The organism is Cohnella caldifontis (assembly GCF_029360585.1).
Taxonomy (GTDB): Bacteria; Bacillota; Bacilli; order Paenibacillales; family Paenibacillaceae; genus Cohnella; species Cohnella caldifontis.
The window spans coordinates 62688-84215 of sequence record NZ_JAQZSJ010000021.1 but is presented as its reverse complement, the minus strand read 5'-3'; the positions used below and the strand labels follow the sequence as shown (position 1 = coordinate 84215).

Sequence of the window (21528 nt, the reverse complement as noted above, 5' to 3'; positions counted from 1 at the left end):
AATTGGCTCAAAAAGTTAAATCGTTGTCCGTCAAACCCGAAGGTTCGACAGGGTCCGTATTACGCTCGATGTTCAGTTTTCAAGGAGCAATTTCGTGCCGCTCACGAAGCGGCTTAAGTAATATACCACAGCCGAGAAGGCGAATGCAACCCTTTTGCCGCTGGTTATTTCAGGATTTTGCGCCCATTCGCTCTAATATATGCGCTGAATTAGCCGCAACATAGAGAAGCCGCTCGCCCCTCGGGCGAACGGCTTCCTTTCCATATCGCAAAGACCTAGTCTTCCGCTCTTTCCCGCATGTGCGGGAACAGCAGCACGTCGCGGATCGACGGGGAGTCCGTCAGCAGCATGACCAGACGGTCTACGCCGATGCCGAGTCCGCCCGTCGGGGGCATGCCGTACTCCAGAGAACGGATGAAATCCTCATCCATCTCATGCGCCTCGTCGTTGCCTGCGGCCTTCTCCCGCAGTTGCGCCTCGAAACGCTGCCGCTGGTCGATCGGATCGTTGAGCTCCGAGAACGCGTTGGCATGCTCCCGTGCCACGATAAACAGCTCGAACCGGTCCGTAAACCGCGGGTCTTGCTCGTTTTTCTTGGCCAGCGGGGAAATCGCGACCGGGTGGCCGGTAACGAACGTCGGCTGGATCAGCGTATGCTCCACGAACGTTTCGAAAAAAGCGTTGACGATATGGCCGAAGGACATATGGGGCTCCACCGGAACCTTATGCTCCTTGGCCAGGCGGTGCGCCTCTTCGTCGGACATCGGCGCGGTGAAGTCGATGCCAACCGCTTCACGGATCAGATCCGTCATGGAAACCCGGCGCCACGGCGGAGTCAAGTCGACCTCCTGGCCCTGATAGACGATCTTCTGCGTTCCCAGCACTTCCTGCGCGATGTGGGCGATCAAATTCTCCGTCAGGTCCATAATATCCTTATAATCGGCATACGCTTCGTACAGCTCGATCATCGTGAACTCGGGATTGTGGCGCGTCGAAATGCCCTCGTTCCGGTACACCCGGCCAATTTCATACACCTTCTCCAACCCGCCGACGATAAGCCGCTTCAAATGCAGTTCGATCGCGATCCGCATATAGAGCTGCATATCGAGCGCGTTATGGTGCGTGATGAACGGCCGCGCCGCTGCGCCCCCGGCTATCGCGTGCAGCGTCGGAGTTTCGACTTCCAGGTAACCCCGGTCGTCCAGATACCGGCGCATGGCCTGGATGATCCGCGAACGGGTGATAAACGTCTTCTGCACCTCGGGATTCACGATCAAATCCACGTACCGCTGGCGATAACGCGTCTCCACGTCCTTCAGGCCGTGAAACTTGTCCGGGAGCGGCAGCAGCGACTTCGTAAGCACCGTCAGGCTGCGGACTTTCACCGAAGTCTCGCCGGTCTTCGTTTTGAACACGATGCCCCGCACGCCGATGATGTCGCCGATATCCAGCAGGTCGAACGCTTTGAACTCGTTTTCCGGCACGGCGTCTTGGCGAACGTAAATTTGGATTTTTCCGCTCAAGTCCTGCAGATGCGCGAAAGCCGCCTTGCCCATGCTGCGTTTTTGCATGATGCGGCCGGCCAAACTGACTTCGATCTCCTTCGGTTCCAGCTCTTCGTTCGGCAGCTCGCCGTATTGAGCCAGAATGTCTCCCGCATGATGGGTGGGACCAAACTTCACGCCGAATGGATCGATGCCCAGCTCCCGCAGCTCGTCCAGCTTGCCGCGCCGAATGCGCAGCAATTCACTGAGTTCCGCCGATTCCGTCGTTTCCGTGTGTTCCATTGCTTGTCTGCTCCTTTGCCTAGGCTCGGCTGCCCGCAAGGCCTTCCTGACAGCCGAAAAAGCTTCCTGCGGAAGCTTTTTCACGGGGTCTGCGCTTGCGGCGGATTGGCCGAATCACTTCTTGATATCGACGATTTTGTATTGAATGATGCCCGCGGGAACGCTGACTTCGACGATCGTGCCTTTCTTCTTGCCGATCATGGCTTTGCCGACGGGACTTTCATTGGAAATCTTATTTTGGCCCGGATCCGATTCGGCCGTGCCGACAATCGTATATTCCATCGTATCGCCGAACTCGACGTCTTCCACGATGACGGTCGAACCGATGCTCACCGTTTCGAGATCGATTTCTTCGTTGTTGATGATGCGCGCGTTGCGAAGCATCTTCTCCAGCGTGATGATTCGTCCTTCAATGAAGGCTTGTTCGTTCTTCGCGTCCTCGTATTCCGAGTTCTCGCTGATATCTCCGTATCCGATCGCGATCTTGATGCGCTCGGCCACTTCGCGCCGTTTGACCGACTTCAGGTTCTCAAGCTCCTCTTCCAGCTTTTTGAGCCCGTCGGGGGTCAGTAGGACTTCCTTATCGCTCATCTCACCGATCTCCTGTCATGGATTTGGTTAACTGCCGCAGTATAACTCCAATATATGGCGCTTCCGCGTCGTCATGACACCGTAAGGGAGAAAACTGGAACCTCCAGCGACCCTTGCGAATATTGGTTCTGATTATATTTCAACCCCTCAAAAATGTCAATTCGCGGAAGCTCCCCCATTCGGCGGCACTTCAGTGCACGAGAAGCTCAGAATTCGCGCCGGGCTCCTGCTCCGGGAGCTCCTCCAGCGAGTTCACGTAGTCCTTGAGCGTCGCTTCCACGGCATCCCGCGAAGTCAGCTCCATGATGGAGTCTTTGACCTTGTGCGCGTTCGGCAGCCCTTTCAGATACCACGCCAAATGCTTCCGCATTTCCCGCACGGCCTGGTTCTCCCCTTTCAAAGCGGCCAGCCGGTCGAGATGCAGCATGGCGATGCGGATTTTCTCGCTCGGCGCCGGGTCCGGCAGCAGCTCGCCCGTCGTCAGGTAGTGGACCGTGCGGTACAGCATCCACGGGTTGCCAAGCGCGCCGCGTCCGATCATGACGCCGTCCGCGCCGGTATGCGCGAGCAGCCGCTCGGCGTCTTCCGGCGAGAAAACGTCGCCGTTGCCGATCACCGGAATGGACACGGCCTGTTTAACGTCCCTTATAATATCCCAGTTCGCTTTGCCCGTATACAATTGTTCCCGGGTCCGCCCGTGCACGCTCACGGCCGCGCCCCCCGCGCGCTCGACCGCCTGGGCGTTCTCGACCGCATAAATATGCGCGTCGTCCCAGCCGATGCGCATTTTGACCGTCACCGGCTTCTTCGCCGCTTCGACGGCGTACGAAACCATGTCGTAAATCTTATTCGGGTCCAGCAGCCAGCGCGCGCCGGCGTCGCATTTGGTCACCTTCGGCACGGGGCAGCCCATGTTGATGTCGATGATGTCGGCGTTCGTGTTCTCGTCCACGTATTTGACGGCCGAGACAAGCGACTCCTTGTCGCCTCCGAAAATCTGCAGGCTGAGCGGCTTCTCCCGCTCGTCCACGTAGAGCATCTCCATCGTCCGCTGGTTGCCGTGCAGGATGGCCTTGTCGCTGACCATTTCCGCGCATACCAGACCGCAGCCGAACTCCTTGGCGATGAGGCGGAACGCCGGATTGCACACGCCCGCCATCGGGGCCAGCACGACGTTGTTCTTCATCTCGATATTCCCGATTTTCAACATCATAAGCACTCCTTTCTATAAGGGTTTATAGTCGTTCAAGCGGCCCAGCCGGCGGATGCCCGCGGCTTTCCGCGCTTCGGGAGAAATTGCATGATCCCAAGGGAAATCGCGTTCCTCCGGCCAGACGTCTTTTAACGGCACCAGCACGAACGCCCGCTCCCCCATCCGGGGATGCGGGAGCTTCAGTTCCTCCGACTCCATGGACACGTCTTCGTACATCAGCATATCCAAGTCGATCGTCCGGGGACCCCAGCGGATTTTCCGCACGCGCCCCATGTCCTTCTCGATCTCCAGCAGCCGATGCAACAGCTCGACCGGGTCGAGTTCCGTCGCGACCGCGGCCGCCATATTCAGAAATGCCGGCTGGTCCGTATAACCGACCGGAGCGGTCTCGTACACGTCCGAAATCCGCCGGACCTGCAGGCCCGGCACTTCGTCCATCCGCCGAAGCGCTTCCCGCAGCGAAACTTCCCGATCCCCCAGGTTCGTGCCCAGGGCCACATAGGCTTCCTTCAAGCGCGTCAATCCTTTATCGGAACGGGAACCACGCGGCCTTCGCCGTCCCGGCTTCTCCGGATTTCCACCGTCACCCCGTCGAACGTGATGTCGAACGGCGGATTCGGCTTCGTTACCGCCACCGCGGCTTCGATGATATTAGTATACGTACCGAGAATCGCGGAAGCAATCTTTTCGGCCAGCGCTTCGATGAGCTTGACCGGCGGTCCCTCGACGATTCCTTTCACGAAGGCGTGAAGCTCGGCGTAATTGACGGTGTCGTCCACGTCGTCGGTTCGGCCCGCTCGGGTCAGATCCAGACGGAGATCCAAATCCACGTAAAACTTCTGTCCCAGCCGGTTCTCTTCCGGATACACGCCATGATAGCCGAAAAAGACCATGCGGCGCAAGATCATTCGGTCCATGAATCCCCGCTCCCTTCTATTTTCGCCTGGCGGTACACGACGGCGTCGGTCATGGCCGCGACCCGCTTCATCTGCCGGACGTCGTGCACCCGGAGGATCTGGCAGCCTTGGGCGATGCCGAGTGCCTGCGTAGCGGCCGTTCCTTCCATCGTGTCGCCCGGTTCGACGTTTAACGTGCGGCGGATAAACGACTTGCGGGAGGTCCCTAGCAGCACCGGATACCCTAACCGAACGATCTCGTCCAGGCGGCCCATCAGTTCCAGATTCTCTTCGTAATCCTTGGCGAATCCGATCCCCGGATCGAGCCATATGTTCGCTTCCGCCACGCCGGCCGCCTGTGCCCGGGTGACCGACAAACGTAAGTCTTCCAACACGTTCGGCACGTAATCGGAATAATCCCTCTGCTCCCGGTTATGCATCAAAATCACCGGGCACCCGTAATCGGCCGCGATCTCGGCCATCCGGGGCTCCCGCTTGAACCCCCAAATGTCGTTGAGAATATGCGCTCCCGCTTCCAGGGCCTGGCGGGCGGTCTCGGCCCGGTACGTATCCACGCTGATCGGAAGGCGGACGGCCTCGCGGACCGCTTGGATAGCCGGAATCACTCTCCGCAGTTCTTCCGCTTGGGAAACCGGTTCATGACCGGGGCGCGTCGATTCTCCTCCGATGTCGATCAGATCGGCTCCTTCAGCCTCCATTTGCCGAGCCCGTTCGACCGCCTTCTCCACGTCCGTATATTGGCCGCCGTCGGAGAAGGAGTCGGGCGTCACGTTCAAAATCCCCATGATCAGCGTGCGCCGCCCCAGCTCCAGCGTCAACCCGTCGTCAAACGCGTAGGTTCTACGATAAAAAATCGGTTTCATCCGGCTCCCTCCCTTCGGCCGCCCTCCGGTAGCGCTCCATCCAGACGCGGGTCATCGGTCCGGCTTGTCCCGTTCCGAACCGGCGCAGCACCTGGCCTTCATCGTCCTGCAGCTCGGCGACGGGCACGATCTCCTGAACGGAGCCGGTGAGAAACATTTCGTCGGCGCCGGCCGCTTCTTCCAGCCCGTACCGTCCCTCTCGCGCCGGAACGCCGAACAACGCCGCCATTTCCAGCACGTATGCCCGGGTAATCCCCGGCAAAGCGCCGGTTTCCGGCGAAGGCGTATACAGCACGCCGTCCGACAGCCAGAAGACGTTGCTGACGATGCCTTCGCATACATGGCCCGCTCCGTCTAGAAACAGTCCTTCGACGCCGGAGCCGGCGCCCGCTTGGACCAGTTCCCGCTTGGCAACGATATTGTTCATATAATGGAAAGATTTTAAACGAGCCCTTCCGTTCTCCGGCTGACTCCTGCGAAGACGCAGCACCCGGAGAGACTTCGGGGACCGGGTCGCCGGCTCGTCCGAAGCCAATGCTTTGGCATAAACGATGATTTCGGGATTTTCGTAATCGCCGGCAGGGAGTCCGACCGCTCCGGTTCCGGCCGATACGGACCAACGGACGTAAGCGTCCGAGAGCCCGTTCGCGCCGAGCAGACGGCCGAGGTCCGCCCGCATGCTTTCCACGTCGGGGCGATAGGCGATGCCCAGTTCCCGGCATCCCGCAGCCAGCCGTTCCGCATGCCGTTCCAGGAGCCACGGCTGTCCGCCGTAGGTTCGAAACGTCTCGAACAGTCCCATGCCGTAAAGAAAGCCGTGATCGAATACGGAGATCACGGCTTCTGCGCTGTCTTTCACTTGTCCGTTCCGGAGCACCTTCATGCCCCGGCGCCTTCTTTCAGCGACAGGAAATTTTTCAAAAGGCGAAGCCCGTCGTCGGTCATGATGGATTCCGGATGGAATTGCACGCCCTCGATGGCGTATTCCTTGTGCCGCAGCCCCATGATTTCGCCCTCTTCCGTCTCCGCGCTGATTTCCAGGCAATCCGGCAGCGTATCCCTTTTTACGATCAAGGAATGGTATCGGGTCGCCGTAAACGGAGAAGCGATGCCTACGAAAAGGGTCCGGCCGTCGTGGGTGATCTCCGAGGTTTTGCCGTGCATCAGCTTGTCCGCCCGCACGACCTCCCCGCCGAACGCCTGGCCGATGGACTGGTGCCCCAGGCAGACGCCTAAGATCGGGATCTCTCCCTTGAAACGGTCGATCAAAGCCAGGCTGATCCCGGCTTCGTTTGGGGTGCAAGGCCCGGGGGAAATCAGGATATGGTCCGGCTTCAGGGCCGCGATCGTATCCAAGTCGATCTCGTCGTTGCGGTGGACGGACACTTCTTCTCCAAGTTCGCCCAGGTACTGCACCAGGTTATACGTAAACGAATCGTAGTTGTCGATCACGAGAATCATGAGGGGTTCCTCCTTTGTGGCCGTCAGAGCCGGCCCGCCCCGAGCAGCGCCTTCCAAAGCGCCTTCGCTTTGTTCAGGCATTCCTGGTACTCCCGCCGCGGGTCGGAATCGATGACGATTCCCGCTCCGGCCTGGATATGGCCGACGCCGCCCGCCAGCAGGACCGTGCGGATAATAATATTAAATTCCATATTCCCGGCGTAGTCAATCCACCCCATGGAACCCGTATACGGCCCGCGGCGAACCGGCTCCAGCTCCTCTATGATTTCCATCGTCCGGATTTTGGGCGCTCCGGTAATCGTGCCGCCGGGAAACATCGCGGCGACGACGTCAAGCGCGTCCTTACCCGGCGCCAGCCGGGCTTCGACTTGGGACACCAGATGCATGACGTGAGAGTATCGTTCGACGGTCAGCAGCTCGGGTACTTTCACGGAACCGTAGGCGGCGACCCGCCCGAGGTCGTTGCGCTCCAGATCGACGAGCATGATATGCTCCGCCCGCTCCTTCTCGCTGGCGAGCAGCTCCTGCTCCATGGCCCGGTCCTCGTCCGGCGTCCGCCCCCTTCGGCGCGTGCCGGCGATCGGCCGCGCGGACAACCGCCCGTCATCGAGCTTGACGAGCAGCTCGGGCGAAGCGCTGACGAGCGAGAAGGCCGGCGTCCGGAGCATCCCCATATACGGGGAAGGGTTCACGATCCTCAGCCAATCGTACAGTTCTTCCGCCGGAACGTCCACGGGCACGCTCTGCCGCACCGACAAGTTCACCTGGAAAACGTCGCCTTGCGAGATGTACGCCTGTATGCGCCGCACCGCATCCTGAAACGCCTCCGGGCTCATCGAAGCCTTCCGGCCCGGCAACCGCTCCGGGTCGAACTCCGTCTCCAGCTCCGCCCACTCGCGCATGCGGCGCACGCGTTCCGACGTCTCGGGATCTTCCGCCGTCCCCAGCCAATGCCGCCACGAACGTTCCATTTCGTCCGCCGCTTCCGTCGCCTCCCGCCAGCAAGCATCGAGCCGCTCCTCGGATGGATCGGCTCCGGGCTCCGCATGAACCGCCAAGTACACGGCATTCTCCAAGCGGTCGGCGACCCACAGCCGGCGGAAGCTCATGAACAGGAAATCAGGCGTCCCTAGTTCGTCTTCAGCCGATTCGGGCAGCTTCTCCAGATAACGAACCGCATCGTAGGACCAGAAACCGAAAACCCCTCCCGCACAGTCCGGCGCTCCTTCCGGCCGGGGAGCTTGCCGCGGGTGCATCCAGGAGCGCATCGCTTCGATCGGCGTTCCTGGCGGCAGCTCCCGTTCGATCCACCCGGCGGTTCCATGGGCTGCGGACTTCGCCGTCACCCGCGAGATGCCGTTCTTGCCCGAAACGACCTCCCCGGGGTCCGAACCGACGAACGTATAACGTCCGCCTTTGCCGCTCTCCAGGATGCAGGCGTAATCCGACGCCATTCGCCAGAACCGGTTCCACGACGCGGGCAACAAGTCCCTCTCCGGACCCGCTCCGGGAATTTTCCTTATATAAGGAAGGAGAGTGTAAGTCTCCTTCCAAGCGTTCCATTGCTCCCGCGTCGTGATTTCCAACCGTTTCACCCTCGCTTAGACCGTATATACAGGAGTGCCTTCCATAAACCCTTTCGCGTTGGATACCGCGATGTCCAGCAATCGTTGCCGCGCTTCCTTGGACGCCCAGCCAATATGCGGGGTCAAAAGGCAGTTGCGCGCGGTCAGCAGAGGATTGGACGGAGATGGCGGCTCCGAAGACAACACGTCAAGGCCGCAGCCCGCGATCCGCCCCTCGTTCAGCGCCTCGGCCAAGTCCGCCTCGTCGATCAGACCGCCGCGGGCCGTATTCAGCAAATAAGCCGTCGGCTTCATCCGGGCCAGCGTATCGCGGTGGATCAATCGATCCGTCTCGGGCGTGAGCGGGCAATGAAGGCTGACGACGTCGGCTCGTTCCAGCAGCTCGGTCCGATCCAGCCATTCGATGTCCCCTCCCAGGCTCAGCTCCTTGCGGGTCCGCGAATAGGCGGCGACCCGCATGCCGAACGCAAAGGCGATCCGCGCGGCCGCTTGCCCGATGTCGCCCATGCCGACGACGCCGAACGTCTTCCCTTGCAGCTCGGTCAGCGACGCGACGGTAAACGAAAAATCGGGCGACTTGACCCAGGCTCCCGAGTGCACGGCTTCATCGTGCTTGGCGACGTGCAAGATCAGCTCCAGTAGCAGCGCGAACGTCAATTGCGCCACCGACAGGGTGCTATAGCCTGGCACATTGGTGACCATGATGCCGGCGTCGCGGGCGGCCTTCACGTCCACGATATTGTAGCCCGTCGCCATTACGCCGATATATTTCAGGCGGGGAAGCCGGGAGATCGTTTCGGCGTTAAGCGGCGTTTTGTTGGTCAGGATCATGTCCGCTCCCGCCGATCGGCCGACGATCTCTTCCGGCGGGGTCCGGTCATACACGGTGAGGCGGCCCAGACGCTGCAGTCCCTCCCAGCTTAAATCGCCCGGATTCAGCGCGTATCCGTCCAGCACGACGATGTTCAATTCGTTGTCCCTCCTCTAGTTGCATGGAAAAAGAGCCTCCGCGAACTGCGGAAGCTCTTCCGATGGCGTCCGAGGCGCCGATTAGTTGTCGAAATTGAACAGCGGCGTGCTCAAGTAGCGTTCGCCGTTCGAAGGAACGATCGCGACGACGCGTTTGCCTTCGCCCAGTTCTTTGGCGACTTGCAGCGCCGCCTTGATTGCCGCGCCCGAGGAGATGCCGCACAGGATGCCTTCCTGCTTGGCGGCCGCGCGGGCGGTTTCGAAGGCGTCTTCGTTTTCGATGGTGATGACTTGGTCGTAAATCTCGCGATTCAGGATATCCGGAATGAAGTTGGCGCCGATCCCTTGGATTTTATGCGGTCCCGGTTTGCCGCCGGAGAGGATCGGAGAAGCCGCGGGCTCGACGGCAACGATCTTGATGTTCGGATATTGCTTCTTCAGCACTTCGCCCGCACCGGAGATCGTGCCGCCCGTACCGATGCCGGCTACGAACGCGTCCAGCTTGCCGTCCAGGGAGTTGATCGCTTCGACGATTTCCGGACCGGTCGTTTCGCGGTGGATTTTCACGTTGTCTTGGTTTTTGAACTGTTGGGGCATGAAGTAATCTTTGTTCTGGGACGCGATTTCTTCCGCTTTCTTGACCGCGCCGTTCATGCCCTCGGAACCCGGCGTCAGCACCAGCTCTGCGCCATAGGCGCGAAGCAGGTTGCGGCGCTCCAAGCTCATCGTCTCCGGCATGACCAGAATCGCGCGGTACCCTTTCGCGGCCGCGACCATGGCCAATCCGATCCCGGTGTTGCCGCTCGTCGGCTCGACGATCGTGGTGACGCCGGGTTTGATGTCTCCGCGTTTCTCCGCTTCTTCGATCATGCTGACCGCGATGCGGTCCTTCACGCTTGCGCCCGGGTTCTGGTATTCCAGCTTCACGTAAATCTCCGCGCTGCCGGCCGGAACCAACCGGTTCAGACGCACAAGCGGCGTATCGCCAATCAGATCGGTAACGCTTTGGACAATCTTGGCCATGGTTATTTCCCTCCCGATAATTGCGGCCGCTGCCGCTCCAAGCTTATATCCGACTAAACCAGTCGGCTTTCAACTTCTTTCATCTTATCAACCCCGCCTAGGAATGTCAATAGCAGGCAAATGAGCCGCTTCACCGAATATCGGCGGATTTCAGGCGGGGATCGAGTACTTTAGCTCCGTACTTGGATAGTAGCGACTGCTCGAGATCGTGCATCGGCTTGGCCTGCTCCAGCTTGAGCTGCTGAAGGATTTCGTCCCGGACGTCTTCGTAGGCTTGGCCCTGAACCGTCTGGACGCCTTTCAACTCCAGCACGACGTATCCGGAATCAATGTATAAAGGACCCGCGACTTCCCCCACTTTCAGCTGGCCGGCCGCCGACAGCAGCTTGGGATCCTGAAACGGATCCTCCTCGTCGACCCAGCCGATCTCTCCTCCGTGATCCGAAGTCGCGCCGTCGGTCGAGTATTGGGAGGCAAGCGACGCGAAGTCGGTTCCCTCCTCAAGCGCTCCCAGTACCATTTCCGCCGTTTCCTTCGTATCCGTGACGATCCAGGCCAAACGGTACTGCCTGCGCGTTCCGTATTCCTCTCTGTGTTCCTCATAATATCGGCGGACGTCCGCCTCCGGGATCTCGACGTCCCGGGTGGCGAGCTTCTCCAGCAACAGGCGGTATTCGGCGTCATCCCGCACGGCTTCCCGGTCCATGCCCAGCTGCTCCTGCATCGCCTCATAGAAGGCCTGTTCGCTTCCGTATCCTTCGCTCATCTTGCGAAGCTCCCGCTCCAGCTCGCCGCTATTCACCGTAATGCCGAGCCGACCGGTTTCGAGCCGAACGGCCTCGTGCACCAGCAGGTCACGCAGCGCTTCCGCCCCATAGCCGGCCATCAGACGGTCGACCAGCTCGGCCCGCGTGATCGTCTTCTCCCCGATCCGCGCGACCGCATCTAAGGCTTCCGGCTCCGTCACGCCGGTCGGGCTCGGCGACGCCTTCGGCGTAGGATGGGGCTTTGCGTCGGACCCGAACGTGCAACCGGAGACCCCCAGCATCAGGGCAAGAAAGGCAGGCCAAAAAAGCCGTCCCCGCGCTCCGGCCCTGGTCGCCGACTTCGCCGGCTGCTCGGGCATGCGACCCGCCCCGGTCGCCGACTTCGCCGGCTGTTCGGGCAAACGTCCCGCCCCGAACTTCATCCGATTCATTCTCCCTTCCCGAAACCCTCCGAAGCGCGCCGGAACAGCCCTTCCAGTTCATCCGCCGTGAAAGCGTAAGTCTCGTTGCAAAAATGGCAGACGACGTCCGCCTTCCCGTCTTCGTCAATTAAGCTGCGCAGTTCATCCGGCCCGAGCGTGATCAGCGTCCGCTCCACCCGTTCCCGCGAGCATTGGCAGCGGAAGACGGGTTCTACCGTCTCGTGGATCGTCAAATCCCCGCCGGTCAGCAAGCGGAGGATGCTCTCCGGCGTTTCCCCCCGGTCCAGCAGAACCGTGATATGCGGCATGGATCCAACCGCCGCCTCCAGCTTCTGAAGCTGCTCTTCCGGCAAGCCCGGCAGCACCTGGGCGATCCACCCGCCGGCATGGAGCACGGAATTATCGGTATCCACGAGCACGCCGAGGCCGACCGCGGACGGAATCTGCTCGGACTCCGCGAAATAATAGGTGAAATCTTCTCCCAGCTCGCCAGAGACGATCGGCACGCTGCCCCGATACGGCTCTTTGAGCCCCAAATCCTTGATCACGTTCAGATAGCCGCTTCTCCCGACGACTCCCGCCACGTCCAGCTTCCCGAGGCTGTTGCTGGGCAGATGCGCGTGGGGATGGTCGACGTATCCCCGCACTTCCGCGCGGGTATTCGCGTCCACCACGATTTGGCCCAGCGGTCCGTCTCCTTTGACTTGGATCGTAAGCTTGCCGTCGTTTTTGAGCATGACGCCCATCATCGCCCCCGCCGTCGCGGCGCGGCCCAGCGCCGCCGTCGCCGTCGGGTACGTGTCATGCCTCTTCTGCAGCTCCGACACGAGGCGCGTCGTGCGCGCGGCGAACAGCCGGATGCCGCCGTTCCAAGCCGTTCCCCTTACCAATTCGTCCTTCATGTATGCTTAAAGCCCCTTTCCCGCCATGCGTTTGCAGGCGGCTTGCCCTTAGGACACGTTGCGTTCGTAAATCAAGCGAAGCCCTTCCAGCGTCAGCAGCGGGTCCACCCGCTCGATCGTCTCCGATTCGCCGGCGATCAGCTCCGCCAGTCCCCCCGTCGCGATCACGCGGGGCGTTCCCGGCTGTTCCTTCATGATGCGGCGAACGATGCCGTCCACCTGTCCCGCGTAGCCGAAAATGATTCCGGATTGCATCGCCGTTACGGTATTGCGTCCGACGACCACGCGCGGTTTGGCGAGCTCGATCCGCGGCAGCATCGCCGCCCGTTGGTACAAAGCTTCGGTCGCGATGCCGATGCCCGGCACGATGGCGCCGCCCAAATACGCGCCGGACGCGTCGATGTAGTCGAAAGTGGTCGCCGTACCGAAGTCGACGATGATGAGCGGGGCGCCGTATTGCTCGATGCCCGCCACCGCGTTCACGATGCGGTCCGCGCCGACGCCTTTGGGATTCTCGTACCGGATGTTGAGGCCGGTCTTGATTCCGGGTCCGACGACGAGCGCTTCCCGGCCTACGTATTTGACGAACGTAGGCTCCAAAATGTTCATGAGGGGAGGGACGACGCTCGACAGGATGACGCCCTCGATTTCTTCCGGCTGCACTTTCGCCATCTGGAACAGGTTCATGATCAGGATGCCGTACTCGTCCACCGTGGCGGAACGGTTCGTGCTGAGCCGCCAGTGGCGGGTCAGCGTCCGGCCTTGGTACAAACCGAGCACGATATTGGTATTCCCGACATCCACGACCAAAATCATGCCGGCTCCCCCTTCTTCCGCTCATTCAGATCCAAGCTGATATCCAGCGCCTGGAACGAGTGGGTCAAGCTGCCTACGGAAATGACGTCGACGCCGCTGGCCGCGACTTCCGCAATCCGTTCGGGCTTTATACCGCCGGAGGCTTCGAGCAGGACGTGCGGCGCGATCGCGCGGACGAGCGGAGCGGCCGCCTTCATCGCTTCGGGGCTCATGTTGTCGAACATGACGATATGCGCTCCCGCCCGAGCCGCTTCCATGGCTTGCTCGGCGTTCTCCGCCTCGACTTCCACGGCCATCGTATGGGGAATCCGCGCCTTGGCCGCTTGCACCGCCGCCGAAATGCCGCCTGCCGCCTTAATATGGTTGTCTTTGATCATCACCGCGTCGTAAAGCCCGAACCGGTGATTGTATCCGCCGCCGACCCTCACCGCGTATTTCTCCAGCGTCCGATGGCCCGGCGTCGTTTTGCGGGTGTCGACGATCCGGACGGGATACCCTTTCGCCGCGTCGACGTAGACTTTCGTCTTGGTGGCGATGCCCGACAGTCGCTGCAACAGGTTGAGCGCCAGACGCTCCCCGGTCAGTATCGACGCCGTAGAGCCTTCCACGACGGCGAGTACCGTTCCGCGCTCGACTGCATCCCCGTCCGACGCCAACGCCTCGAAAACCAGCCGGTCGTCCACCGTCTCGAAAACCAACCGAGCTAGCGGCATGCCGGCGAGCACGCCCGCTTCTTTGGCATGAATGATGCCGCGGGATACGTGTCCCGGAGGTACCGTCGCCATCGTCGTCACGTCGCCGCTTCCGATGTCTTCGGCGAGCCACTCCCGGATTTGACGCTTTACCGCCTCTACCGCCGGCCCTTTGATCAACCAGTCGCTTTCCCGTTCAAACACGCGAGCCGCTCCTCTCCGATTCCGTTCGTTCGATCCATCGTCGTATGCTTCAGCCAATGGAGATCGTCCCGCTGCGGGTAGTCCTCCCGGTAATGGGCGCCGCGGCTCTCCTCGCGGTACAGCGCCGATTCCACCATCAGGAACGCGCAAGTCAGCAGGTTCGCGAGCTCCAGCTCCTCGCGCGAGACCAGCTTCGACCGATACACGTCCTGCAGCTTCTTCAGCTCTTCCAGTCCGCGGGCCAACCCCGCCTGATGCCGCCTCAGTCCCGCATACCGCACCATCGTTTTTTGCAGCTTCAACCGTTTCTCGGCCGCGGCCCCTTCCGCCAGCGACGCCCGCGGTTCCAGGTTGGCAGCGTCCGCCTCGGCTTCGGAAGAGGACAGCCGGTTGATGTTATCCACGATCCGGCGACCGAATACGACCGCCTCCACGAGCGAGTTGCTCGCCAGCCGGTTGGCGCCGTGCACGCCCGTGGAAGATACCTCCCCGCAAGCGTACAGCCGCCGAATCGTCGTCTGACCGTCCAAATCCGTCCGAACCCCGCCCATCATATAATGGGCCGCCGGAGCGACCGGGATCCAGTCCGTCGTCAAATCGAGCCCGAACTTCAGGCAGTACTCGTAAATCGTCGGAAAACGGTGCCGGACGAGCTCCGGACTTTCATGCGTAATATCGACGTATACGTAGGTGGACTTCGTCTTGTCCATTTGGTCCAAAATCGCGCGAGCGACGACGTCGCGGGGAGCCAGCTCCAGCTGGGGATGGTACTGGTCCATGAACCGTTCCCCGCGGATGTTGCGCAGATAAGCGCCCTCGCCGCGCACCGCCTCCGAGATGAGAAACCGGGGTGCACCCGGATAGCAAAGCGACGTCGGGTGGAACTGGATGAATTCCATATCCCGTACCATCGCCCCGGCACGGAACGCCATCGCGATGCCGTCGCCGGTCGCCACTTCCGGATTGGTCGTGTAGCGAAACAGCTGCCCGGTCCCACCCGCGCACAGAACGACCGCTTTGCCGTACACCGCCGTATCCGTGCCATCGGGCTTCCGGACGAGAACGCCGCGGCATTCCCCGTCCTCCGTCAGCAAATCCAGCACGAAATGGTCGTCCCACAGCTCGATGTCGGGGTTTGCCAGCACCTTCTCGGCCAAAGCCCTCACGATCTCGTATCCCGTCGCGTCCCCGTTGGCGTGGAGAATGCGGCGCTGGCTGTGCGCGCCTTCCCGGGTGAGCGCGTATTGGCCGTTCTCTTCGTCGAAATGCGTGCCCAGGCGGATCAAATCCTGCACGCCTTCCGGCCCTTCGTGCACGAGCACGTCCACCGCCGCTTCGTCGCACAAGCCGGCGCCGGCGGCCAGCGTATCCTGCAGATGGAACTCCGGCGAGTCTTCGTCGGAGAACACCGCCGCAATGCCGCCTTGCGCGTAGCGGGTATTGCTCTCGAACAGCGACTTTTTGGTGATCATCAGCACGCGGTTCCGCTCGCTGGCTTTGATGGCGGTATATAAACCGGCAATCCCCGCCCCGATTACGATCACGTCGGTATGTTTCTTCGGCAGCTCATTCAAATCGAAATCCACGATATAGCGGGGTATCATGCGGCTCGTCTCCAGTCGGCAAGAGAATAAAGCATGCTGCCGCTTCCGGCAGCATGGATTCCTTCACATCATTTCACTTCGAGCATTCGGGTCAGCGACAGCCGCGCTTTGTCGGCCACTTCCGGCGGCACGTAGATCTGCGGCTGCATCGTCTCCAGGCAGCGTACGACCTTCTTCAGGTTATTCACCTTCATGTTCGGGCAGACGAGATACTTGGAAGCGAAATGGAACGTTTTGTCCGGGCTGTCCATTCGAAGCTGGTAGCCGGTGCCGTCCTCCGTTCCGACGATAAATTCGGGATGGTCCGATTCCCGGCAATATTTGATGATTGCCGTCGTGCTGCCCACGAAATCGGCCATGGCGACCACTTCGGGCCGGCACTCCGGATGCACGATGAACTTCGCGTTCGGATACTTCGCGCGCATTTCCACGACATCTTTCACGGTCAGCATGTCGTGCGTGTTGCAGTACCCTTCCCAGATGATCATTTTCTTGTCCGTGAATTGCTGTACATAGTGGCCCAGGTTTTTGTCAGGGCACCAAATGACCTCATCGGAATCGACCGAGTTGACGACTTTCACCGCATTCGCCGAGGTGCAGCAAATGTCGGTCTCCGCTTTCACGTCGGCCGAGGAGTTGATATAGGTTACGACCTTGGCGTTCGGATGTTTGGCCTTCATTTCCCGCAGTCCGATCGGGTTGACCATGTCCGCCATCGGACAACCGGCCCGTTCGTCGGGCACGAGCACGATTTTGTTCGGAGCGAGGATTTTCGCGCTCTCCCCCATGAAATGCACGCCGCAAAACACGATGACGTCAGCGTCCGTCGACGCCGCCTTCTGCGCCAGCAGGAACGAGTCGCCGCGGAAATCGGCCACCTCTTGGATTTCGTCGCGCTGATAATAATGGGCCAGGATGATAGCGTTCCGTTCTTTCTTGAGCTGCATAAGACGATCACGGAGCTCGCGGTTCTGTTCCGCTTTGCGCTCCAGGGCCAATGCTTCCATGCTGGCAATCCCCCTGTCGGTCCGTACGGGCCGTTGGTATTGAAGCATAGTTTGTGAATGCAGTCACAAACTAGGTCTGAGAATATCGCTTTACACGTGATTATTCCTTAATTTACACTCGTCTAATCGGCATGTCAATCTGCCATTTTCTATAAAAATCGGTCGAGGATGCTCATCTTGGTGCCTTCCGTAGACGGTTGGCATGCTCGCTTTGGCTCGCTTTGGCGCGTTTCGGCGCCAATGGCGCGTGAATCAAGCGCAGTTTGGCACCCGAGTCGCGATGATCGGCTTTCAAAGCCAGTCTCAAGTGTACTTTGGCACCTCACGACTTTTCCCGTCCCCTGTAGACCTGTAGAATCCCTCTCAATGTGCGTCGGCAACCCCAAATGCGCAACGTATTCTTGTTCAGGCCCATTATTCCTGCATGAAAATCAAACGCTCCGCGCCCCACGAAGCACGATTGCTTTGCCGTATGAAACGGGTCTGTCCACGGAGAAGTCGTGAATGAAAACACCCTTTCGCCGATGAGCGAAAGGGTGTCGAATTCACAACTATATACTTTAGACTTACGACTCGTTCGACCCGTCGTCGTTCCGCTGATCCGGCGTCGGCGGATTCGGCGCGGCTTGTTCGCCGTCGCGCGTCTGGATCCGTACGCGGACGCCGCCGCCGATCGGATCGATCACGGGATCGGCGCTCGGTTCGGAGCCGCCGCCAGAGCCGCTGCCGGAAGATTCGCCATCCAAGCCATCCAGCGTGCCCTTCTCGATCAGGCTCTTGATCTGATCCAGGTCGAGCGTCTCGACTTCGAGCAGCGTTTCCGCGATCTTGTGAACTTCCGCGCTCTTCTCGGTCAGCAGCTTCTTCGCCCGTTCGTAGCACTCCCGGATAATCGACTGCATTTCCTGGTCGATCTCGTACGCGATCGTGTCCGAGTAATTCTGCTCGTGGCCGAGGTCGCGGCCCAAGAACACTTGGCCTTGCGAGGTGCCGAACTGCATCGGCCCGAGCTTGTCGCTCATGCCGTATTCCATGATCATGCTGCGCACGATGCCCGTCGCCTGCTTGAAGTCGCTGTAAGCGCCGGTGCCGATCTCTCCGATGAACAGTTCCTCGGAGACCCGGCCCGCGAGCAGCCCCGTGACTTTGTCGAGCAATTCTTGCTTCGTGACCAGCATGCGGTCTTCCTTCGGGAGCATGATTACGTATCCGCCGGCCCGGCCGCGCGGGATAATCGTCACCTTATGCACCATATCGGCGTGTTCGAGGAAGTAACCGACGATCGTATGGCCGGCTTCGTGGAACGCGACGATCCGCTTCTCGCGCTCGCTGATCACGCGGCTTTTCTTCTCCGTACCGACGATGACGCGGTCGATCGCTTCGTCGACTTCCTGCATCGCGATGTCCTTCTTGTTCTTGCGCGCCGCCAGCAGCGCGGCTTCGTTCAGCAGGTTCTCGAGATCGGCGCCGGTGAACCCGGTCGTCCGCTTGGCGATCGTATTCAGCTTGACGTCTTTGCTGAGCGGCTTGTTGCGGGCGTGAACCTTGAGCACCGCTTCCCGCCCTTTGACGTCCGGACGGTCGACCGTGATCTGGCGGTCGAAGCGGCCCGGGCGCAGCAGCGCCGGGTCGAGAATGTCCGGACGGTTCGTGGCGGCTACGATGATGATGCCTTCGTTCGCGCCGAAGCCGTCCATTTCGACAAGCAATTGGTTCAGCGTCTGCTCGCGCTCGTCGTGTCCGCCCCCAAGGCCTGCGCCCCGCTGACGGCCGACGGCGTCGATTTCGTCGATGAAGATGATGCAAGGCGCGTTCTTCTTGGCGTTCTCGAACAGGTCGCGGACGCGGGATGCGCCGACCCCGACGAACATTTCCACGAAATCGGAACCGGAAATGCTGAAGAACGGAACGCCGGCTTCCCCGGCTACCGCGCGGGCGAGCAGCGTTTTACCGGTACCCGGAGGACCGACGAGCAGCACGCCTTTCGGGATGCGGGCGCCGAGGGCCGCGAATTTGCGGGGATCCTTCAGGAATTCGACGACTTCCACCAATTCCTGCTTCTCTTCGTCGGCTCCGGCCACGTCCTCGAACGTGACGCGTTTTTTCTCTTCATTATAAAGACGGGCTCGGCTCTTGCCGAAATTCATGACTTTGCCGCCGCCGCCCTGCGCCTGATTGATCAGGAAGAAGAACAGGATGAACATGATCACGAACGGAATGATCGAAGTCAGGAACGTAAGCCAGAAGCTCTGTCCCGGCATTTTCAGCACTTTGACCTCGATGCCCTTGCTTCGCGCCAGGTCTACCAATTGCTGCGACCCTTCGTCTGTCATCAGGACCCGGCCGCTGAACGTCTCCGTTTTGGAGCCCGCTTTGGACGGATCTTTATATTCACCGGTGACCAAGTAGGAACCGTTCGAAAGCTGGACTTTGATCTCGGTGGCATTTCCTTGCTCGATGACGTCCATGATTTTGTTGTAATTGATTTCATCGGTCGTCTCGTTCTTGCTGATGAAGAACTGGACGATTCCGACGGTCACCAAAAATATAAGCAAATAAAAGCCTGTGTTGCGGATGATCCGATTCATCCCTGGCCTCCTCTCGGCACGCTTACATCATTTTACCATAGCCTGTCTGGGCATCACAACCGAACCGGACCAGGCCCTCCGGGCGCTCAGCGGTTCGAGTAGATCTCCGGCTTCAGCACGCCGACGAAGGGGAGATTGCGGTATTTCTCGGCATAGTCGAGGCCATAGCCGACGATAAACGCGTCCGGAATCTCGAAGCCGGTGTAATCGGCGTTAATCTCCGAAGTCCGCCGGCCCGGCTTGTCGAACAGCGCGACGACCCGGACGGAATGCGCGTTCCGCCGTTCCAGCACGTCGATCAAATAGCTGAGCGTCAGCCCGCTGTCGATGATATCCTCGACGATCAGCACGTCGCGGCCTTCCACGGACGTATCCAGATCCTTCACGATCCGCACCTCGCCGGAGGAACGGGTGGATTTGCCGTAGCTGGATACCGCCATGAAGTCGAGCTCGATCGGCACCGTGATGCTCTTGGCCAAGTCCGCCATAAAAATAAAAGCGCCCTTCAGCACGCAGATGACGAGCGGATTCCGTCCCTCATACTCGCGGCTGATCGCCGAGCCCAACTCTTGGACTTTCTCTTTGATCTGCTCTTCCGAGTAAAGAACTTCCTGAATGTCGTGTAACAAAAAACGGACCTCCCAGCGATTATTAAACGGTATATGATGGCATGGCTCCAATCATGTCCGCATTCTCACGGATCGGAGCCATCGGATAAAAAGGAAACCCGGATCGTCGACCTTGTGTCCGGTCCGACTTGCGCGATGACCGAACGGCGCAAGCCGGGAATCCAGAGGATCCGGCCGGAAGCGTCCGCGAGCAGCGGCCACCCGTCCCGCTTGGAGCGCGGGATTTTGGCGTCAACGAACATATCTTGCACTTTTTTGGAGCCGTTTAATCCGGCGGGCTCCATCCGGTCCCCGGGTTGCCGGGTGCGGACGGCCAGCGGCAGCTCAAGCGCGGCTTCGTCAAAAAAAGCCTCCCGCCGATCCGTCGGCAGCGAGGTCAACGCTCCATCCATCCGTTCGAACCGAATGCTCCGGCCTTCTCCCAGCGCAAGCGTGCGGGGAAATCCGCCGACTTCGTATCGGTACGCGGCCTCCGAGGGATACGGCGGGCCGATGTATACCTCGTCGTATTCCCGTACGAGCACCCATCCGCCGCCGAGGTCCATCCGTCCCACGGTATGGCTTTCGTCGGCCGCGGCTTCCAGTACTTCTTCGATCTGCCGGTACTGGGCGGGATGCCACGGGTCTGAAGAATACCTTAATATTAGTTTAATCAATCTGCGTTGTAAAGCGACGTGCAGGCCGCGGAACCGGCGCCGCTTCAGCCGGAAGCCGTATCCGTCTCGGGTCGCGACGCTGCCGAGCCGAGCCGAGGCTTCACGTTCCAAGTAATCGTCATCCGCCGCCGCCATGTCGGCCAGCCGGATCAACGACTCCTTCAGGCGGGGATTGTATCGCTCCAGCCAAGGAATCGCGTCGAGGCGGACGGCGTTGCGGAAATAATCGCGTTTCAGATTGCTGCTGTCTACCGCGAAGGGCACCCCATTTCGCTCACAGTACGATAGTAGCTCCCTTTTGGTAATACGCAGCAGAGGCCGGATCAGTTCCACATTTTCTTCCTTGCGGCGGTAAGGGATTCCGGCCAGCCCGCCGACCCCGGTGCCGCGCAGCACCCGCATGAGCACCGTCTCCGCCTGGTCGTCCGCGTGGTGGCCCAGCAGGATCTGACCGGCCCCATACGCTTCGGCCGTCCGTTTCAGGAAATCGTAGCGTTTCTCCCTTGCCGCGGACTGGGCGTTCAGCCCGGTCTCTTCTATATAGGAAGGAACGTCGATCGAGGCCGTCTCGAACCCGGCCCCCCAATCGCTCGCCGCTTGGCGCACCAACTCGGCTTCCGCTTCGGACTCCGCGCCGCGGAAGCGGTGATTCACGTGGGCAGCCACGACCCGCATCGGCTGCCGCTCGGCCATCCGCATGAGCAGGTGCAGCAAAGCCATGGAATCGGGGCCTCCCGACACGGCGGCGATCACCGTCTGGTCCGGCTGCCAACCTTCCGCCTCCGCGACCTCAAGCATACGGTCCAACAGGTCGTCGCGGCTTTCCATTCC

20 protein-coding genes are annotated in these 21528 nt (G+C 60.5%); all 20 read right to left on the bottom strand.

The annotated features are described in order from the left end of the window. Positions 1-275: 275 nt before the first annotated feature. Positions 276-1787 (bottom strand): lysine--tRNA ligase, encoded by a 1512-nt coding sequence (lysS, locus tag PTZ19_RS21925; protein ID WP_276357773.1) that lies wholly within the window; start codon positions 1785-1787, stop codon positions 276-278. 114 nt (positions 1788-1901) lie between these two features. Further along, positions 1902-2378, bottom strand: coding sequence for a transcription elongation factor GreA (gene greA, locus PTZ19_RS21920; RefSeq protein WP_276357772.1), 477 nt, complete (start codon positions 2376-2378; stop codon positions 1902-1904). Between the two features lie 190 nt (positions 2379-2568). After that, the gene (gene dusB / locus PTZ19_RS21915) at positions 2569-3588 is read right to left on the bottom strand and encodes a tRNA dihydrouridine synthase DusB (RefSeq protein ID WP_276357771.1); all 1020 of its coding nucleotides are present in this window, start codon (positions 3586-3588) and stop codon (positions 2569-2571) included. A 15-nt stretch (positions 3589-3603) separates the two neighbouring features. Then, positions 3604-4104: a 2-amino-4-hydroxy-6-hydroxymethyldihydropteridine diphosphokinase gene (folK, locus tag PTZ19_RS21910; protein WP_276357770.1), complete on the bottom strand. Its 501-nt coding sequence runs from the start codon at positions 4102-4104 to the stop codon at positions 3604-3606. Between the two features lie 5 nt (positions 4105-4109). Next, positions 4110-4508, bottom strand: coding sequence for a dihydroneopterin aldolase (gene folB, locus PTZ19_RS21905; RefSeq protein ID WP_276357769.1), 399 nt, complete (start codon positions 4506-4508; stop codon positions 4110-4112). Next, positions 4496-5371: a dihydropteroate synthase gene (folP, locus tag PTZ19_RS21900; RefSeq protein ID WP_276357768.1), complete on the bottom strand. Its 876-nt coding sequence runs from the start codon at positions 5369-5371 to the stop codon at positions 4496-4498. The genes folB and folP overlap by 13 nt, the downstream gene beginning before the upstream one ends. Beyond that, the gene (locus PTZ19_RS21895) at positions 5349-6254 is read right to left on the bottom strand and encodes an aminotransferase class IV (RefSeq protein WP_276357767.1); all 906 of its coding nucleotides are present in this window, start codon (positions 6252-6254) and stop codon (positions 5349-5351) included. Before PTZ19_RS21895 ends, folP begins: the two co-directional genes overlap by 23 nt. Beyond that, positions 6251-6832: an aminodeoxychorismate/anthranilate synthase component II gene (gene pabA, locus PTZ19_RS21890; RefSeq protein WP_276357766.1), complete on the bottom strand. Its 582-nt coding sequence runs from the start codon at positions 6830-6832 to the stop codon at positions 6251-6253. The genes PTZ19_RS21895 and pabA overlap by 4 nt, the downstream gene beginning before the upstream one ends. 23 nt (positions 6833-6855) lie before the next feature. Then, positions 6856-8316 carry an anthranilate synthase component I family protein gene (locus PTZ19_RS21885; RefSeq protein WP_339329352.1) on the bottom strand — a complete coding sequence of 487 codons (1461 nt, stop codon included), beginning with the start codon at positions 8314-8316 and terminating at the stop codon, positions 6856-6858. A gap of 117 nt (positions 8317-8433) precedes the next feature. Beyond that, positions 8434-9387: a D-2-hydroxyacid dehydrogenase gene (locus PTZ19_RS21880; protein ID WP_276357765.1), complete on the bottom strand. Its 954-nt coding sequence runs from the start codon at positions 9385-9387 to the stop codon at positions 8434-8436. An 81-nt stretch (positions 9388-9468) separates the two neighbouring features. After that, positions 9469-10410 carry a cysteine synthase A gene (gene cysK / locus PTZ19_RS21875; RefSeq protein WP_276357764.1) on the bottom strand — a complete coding sequence of 314 codons (942 nt, stop codon included), beginning with the start codon at positions 10408-10410 and terminating at the stop codon, positions 9469-9471. 130 nt (positions 10411-10540) lie between these two features. Further along, the gene (locus PTZ19_RS21870) at positions 10541-11599 is read right to left on the bottom strand and encodes a peptidyl-prolyl cis-trans isomerase (RefSeq protein ID WP_276357763.1); all 1059 of its coding nucleotides are present in this window, start codon (positions 11597-11599) and stop codon (positions 10541-10543) included. Between the two features lie 5 nt (positions 11600-11604). Beyond that, complete coding sequence (hslO, locus tag PTZ19_RS21865) at positions 11605-12501, bottom strand: Hsp33 family molecular chaperone HslO (protein WP_276357762.1); 897 nt, start codon at positions 12499-12501, stop codon at positions 11605-11607. Positions 12502-12549: 48 nt separating this feature from the next. Then, complete coding sequence (locus tag PTZ19_RS21860; RefSeq protein ID WP_276357761.1) at positions 12550-13317, bottom strand: type III pantothenate kinase; 768 nt, start codon at positions 13315-13317, stop codon at positions 12550-12552. Next, positions 13314-14213: a carboxylating nicotinate-nucleotide diphosphorylase gene (nadC, locus tag PTZ19_RS21855; RefSeq protein WP_276357760.1), complete on the bottom strand. Its 900-nt coding sequence runs from the start codon at positions 14211-14213 to the stop codon at positions 13314-13316. The genes PTZ19_RS21860 and nadC overlap by 4 nt, the downstream gene beginning before the upstream one ends. Beyond that, positions 14186-15817 carry an L-aspartate oxidase gene (gene nadB, locus PTZ19_RS21850; protein WP_276357759.1) on the bottom strand — a complete coding sequence of 544 codons (1632 nt, stop codon included), beginning with the start codon at positions 15815-15817 and terminating at the stop codon, positions 14186-14188. Before nadB ends, nadC begins: the two co-directional genes overlap by 28 nt. A 68-nt stretch (positions 15818-15885) precedes the next feature. Beyond that, a complete protein-coding gene (nadA, locus tag PTZ19_RS21845; RefSeq protein ID WP_276357758.1) occupies positions 15886-16824 on the bottom strand; it encodes a quinolinate synthase NadA in 939 nt (312 codons plus the stop codon). A 566-nt stretch (positions 16825-17390) separates the two neighbouring features. Next, positions 17391-19412, bottom strand: a complete 2022-nt coding sequence (ftsH, locus tag PTZ19_RS21840; RefSeq protein ID WP_276357757.1) for an ATP-dependent zinc metalloprotease FtsH — start codon at positions 19410-19412, stop codon at positions 17391-17393. An 86-nt stretch (positions 19413-19498) separates the two neighbouring features. After that, positions 19499-20041, bottom strand: coding sequence for a hypoxanthine phosphoribosyltransferase (gene hpt / locus PTZ19_RS21835; RefSeq protein WP_276357756.1), 543 nt, complete (start codon positions 20039-20041; stop codon positions 19499-19501). Positions 20042-20106: 65 nt separating this feature from the next. Continuing rightward, the gene (gene tilS / locus PTZ19_RS21830) at positions 20107-21525 is read right to left on the bottom strand and encodes a tRNA lysidine(34) synthetase TilS (RefSeq protein ID WP_276357755.1); all 1419 of its coding nucleotides are present in this window, start codon (positions 21523-21525) and stop codon (positions 20107-20109) included. Positions 21526-21528 lie beyond the last annotated feature (3 nt).

What these genes read in the sequence shown, in the direction of transcription:
- lysS (WP_276357773.1), bottom strand. Translation starts at nt 1,787, where the DNA reads ATGGAACACACGGAAACGACGGAATCGGCGGAACTCAGTGAATTGCTG.
- greA (WP_276357772.1), bottom strand. Translation starts at nt 2,378, where the DNA reads ATGAGCGATAAGGAAGTCCTACTGACCCCCGACGGGCTCAAAAAGCTG.
- dusB (WP_276357771.1), bottom strand. Translation starts at nt 3,588, where the DNA reads ATGTTGAAAATCGGGAATATCGAGATGAAGAACAACGTCGTGCTGGCC.
- folB (WP_276357769.1), bottom strand. Translation starts at nt 4,508, where the DNA reads ATGGACCGAATGATCTTGCGCCGCATGGTCTTTTTCGGCTATCATGGC.
- folP (WP_276357768.1), bottom strand. Translation starts at nt 5,371, where the DNA reads ATGAAACCGATTTTTTATCGTAGAACCTACGCGTTTGACGACGGGTTG.
- PTZ19_RS21895 (WP_276357767.1), bottom strand. Translation starts at nt 6,254, where the DNA reads ATGAAGGTGCTCCGGAACGGACAAGTGAAAGACAGCGCAGAAGCCGTG.
- pabA (WP_276357766.1), bottom strand. Translation starts at nt 6,832, where the DNA reads ATGATTCTCGTGATCGACAACTACGATTCGTTTACGTATAACCTGGTG.
- cysK (WP_276357764.1), bottom strand. Translation starts at nt 10,410, where the DNA reads ATGGCCAAGATTGTCCAAAGCGTTACCGATCTGATTGGCGATACGCCG.
- PTZ19_RS21870 (WP_276357763.1), bottom strand. Translation starts at nt 11,599, where the DNA reads ATGAAGTTCGGGGCGGGACGTTTGCCCGAACAGCCGGCGAAGTCGGCG.
- hslO (WP_276357762.1), bottom strand. Translation starts at nt 12,501, where the DNA reads ATGAAGGACGAATTGGTAAGGGGAACGGCTTGGAACGGCGGCATCCGG.
- PTZ19_RS21860 (WP_276357761.1), bottom strand. Translation starts at nt 13,317, where the DNA reads ATGATTTTGGTCGTGGATGTCGGGAATACCAATATCGTGCTCGGTTTG.
- nadB (WP_276357759.1), bottom strand. Translation starts at nt 15,817, where the DNA reads ATGATACCCCGCTATATCGTGGATTTCGATTTGAATGAGCTGCCGAAG.
- nadA (WP_276357758.1), bottom strand. Translation starts at nt 16,824, where the DNA reads ATGGAAGCATTGGCCCTGGAGCGCAAAGCGGAACAGAACCGCGAGCTC.
- ftsH (WP_276357757.1), bottom strand. Translation starts at nt 19,412, where the DNA reads ATGAATCGGATCATCCGCAACACAGGCTTTTATTTGCTTATATTTTTG.
- tilS (WP_276357755.1), bottom strand. Translation starts at nt 21,525, where the DNA reads ATGGAAAGCCGCGACGACCTGTTGGACCGTATGCTTGAGGTCGCGGAG.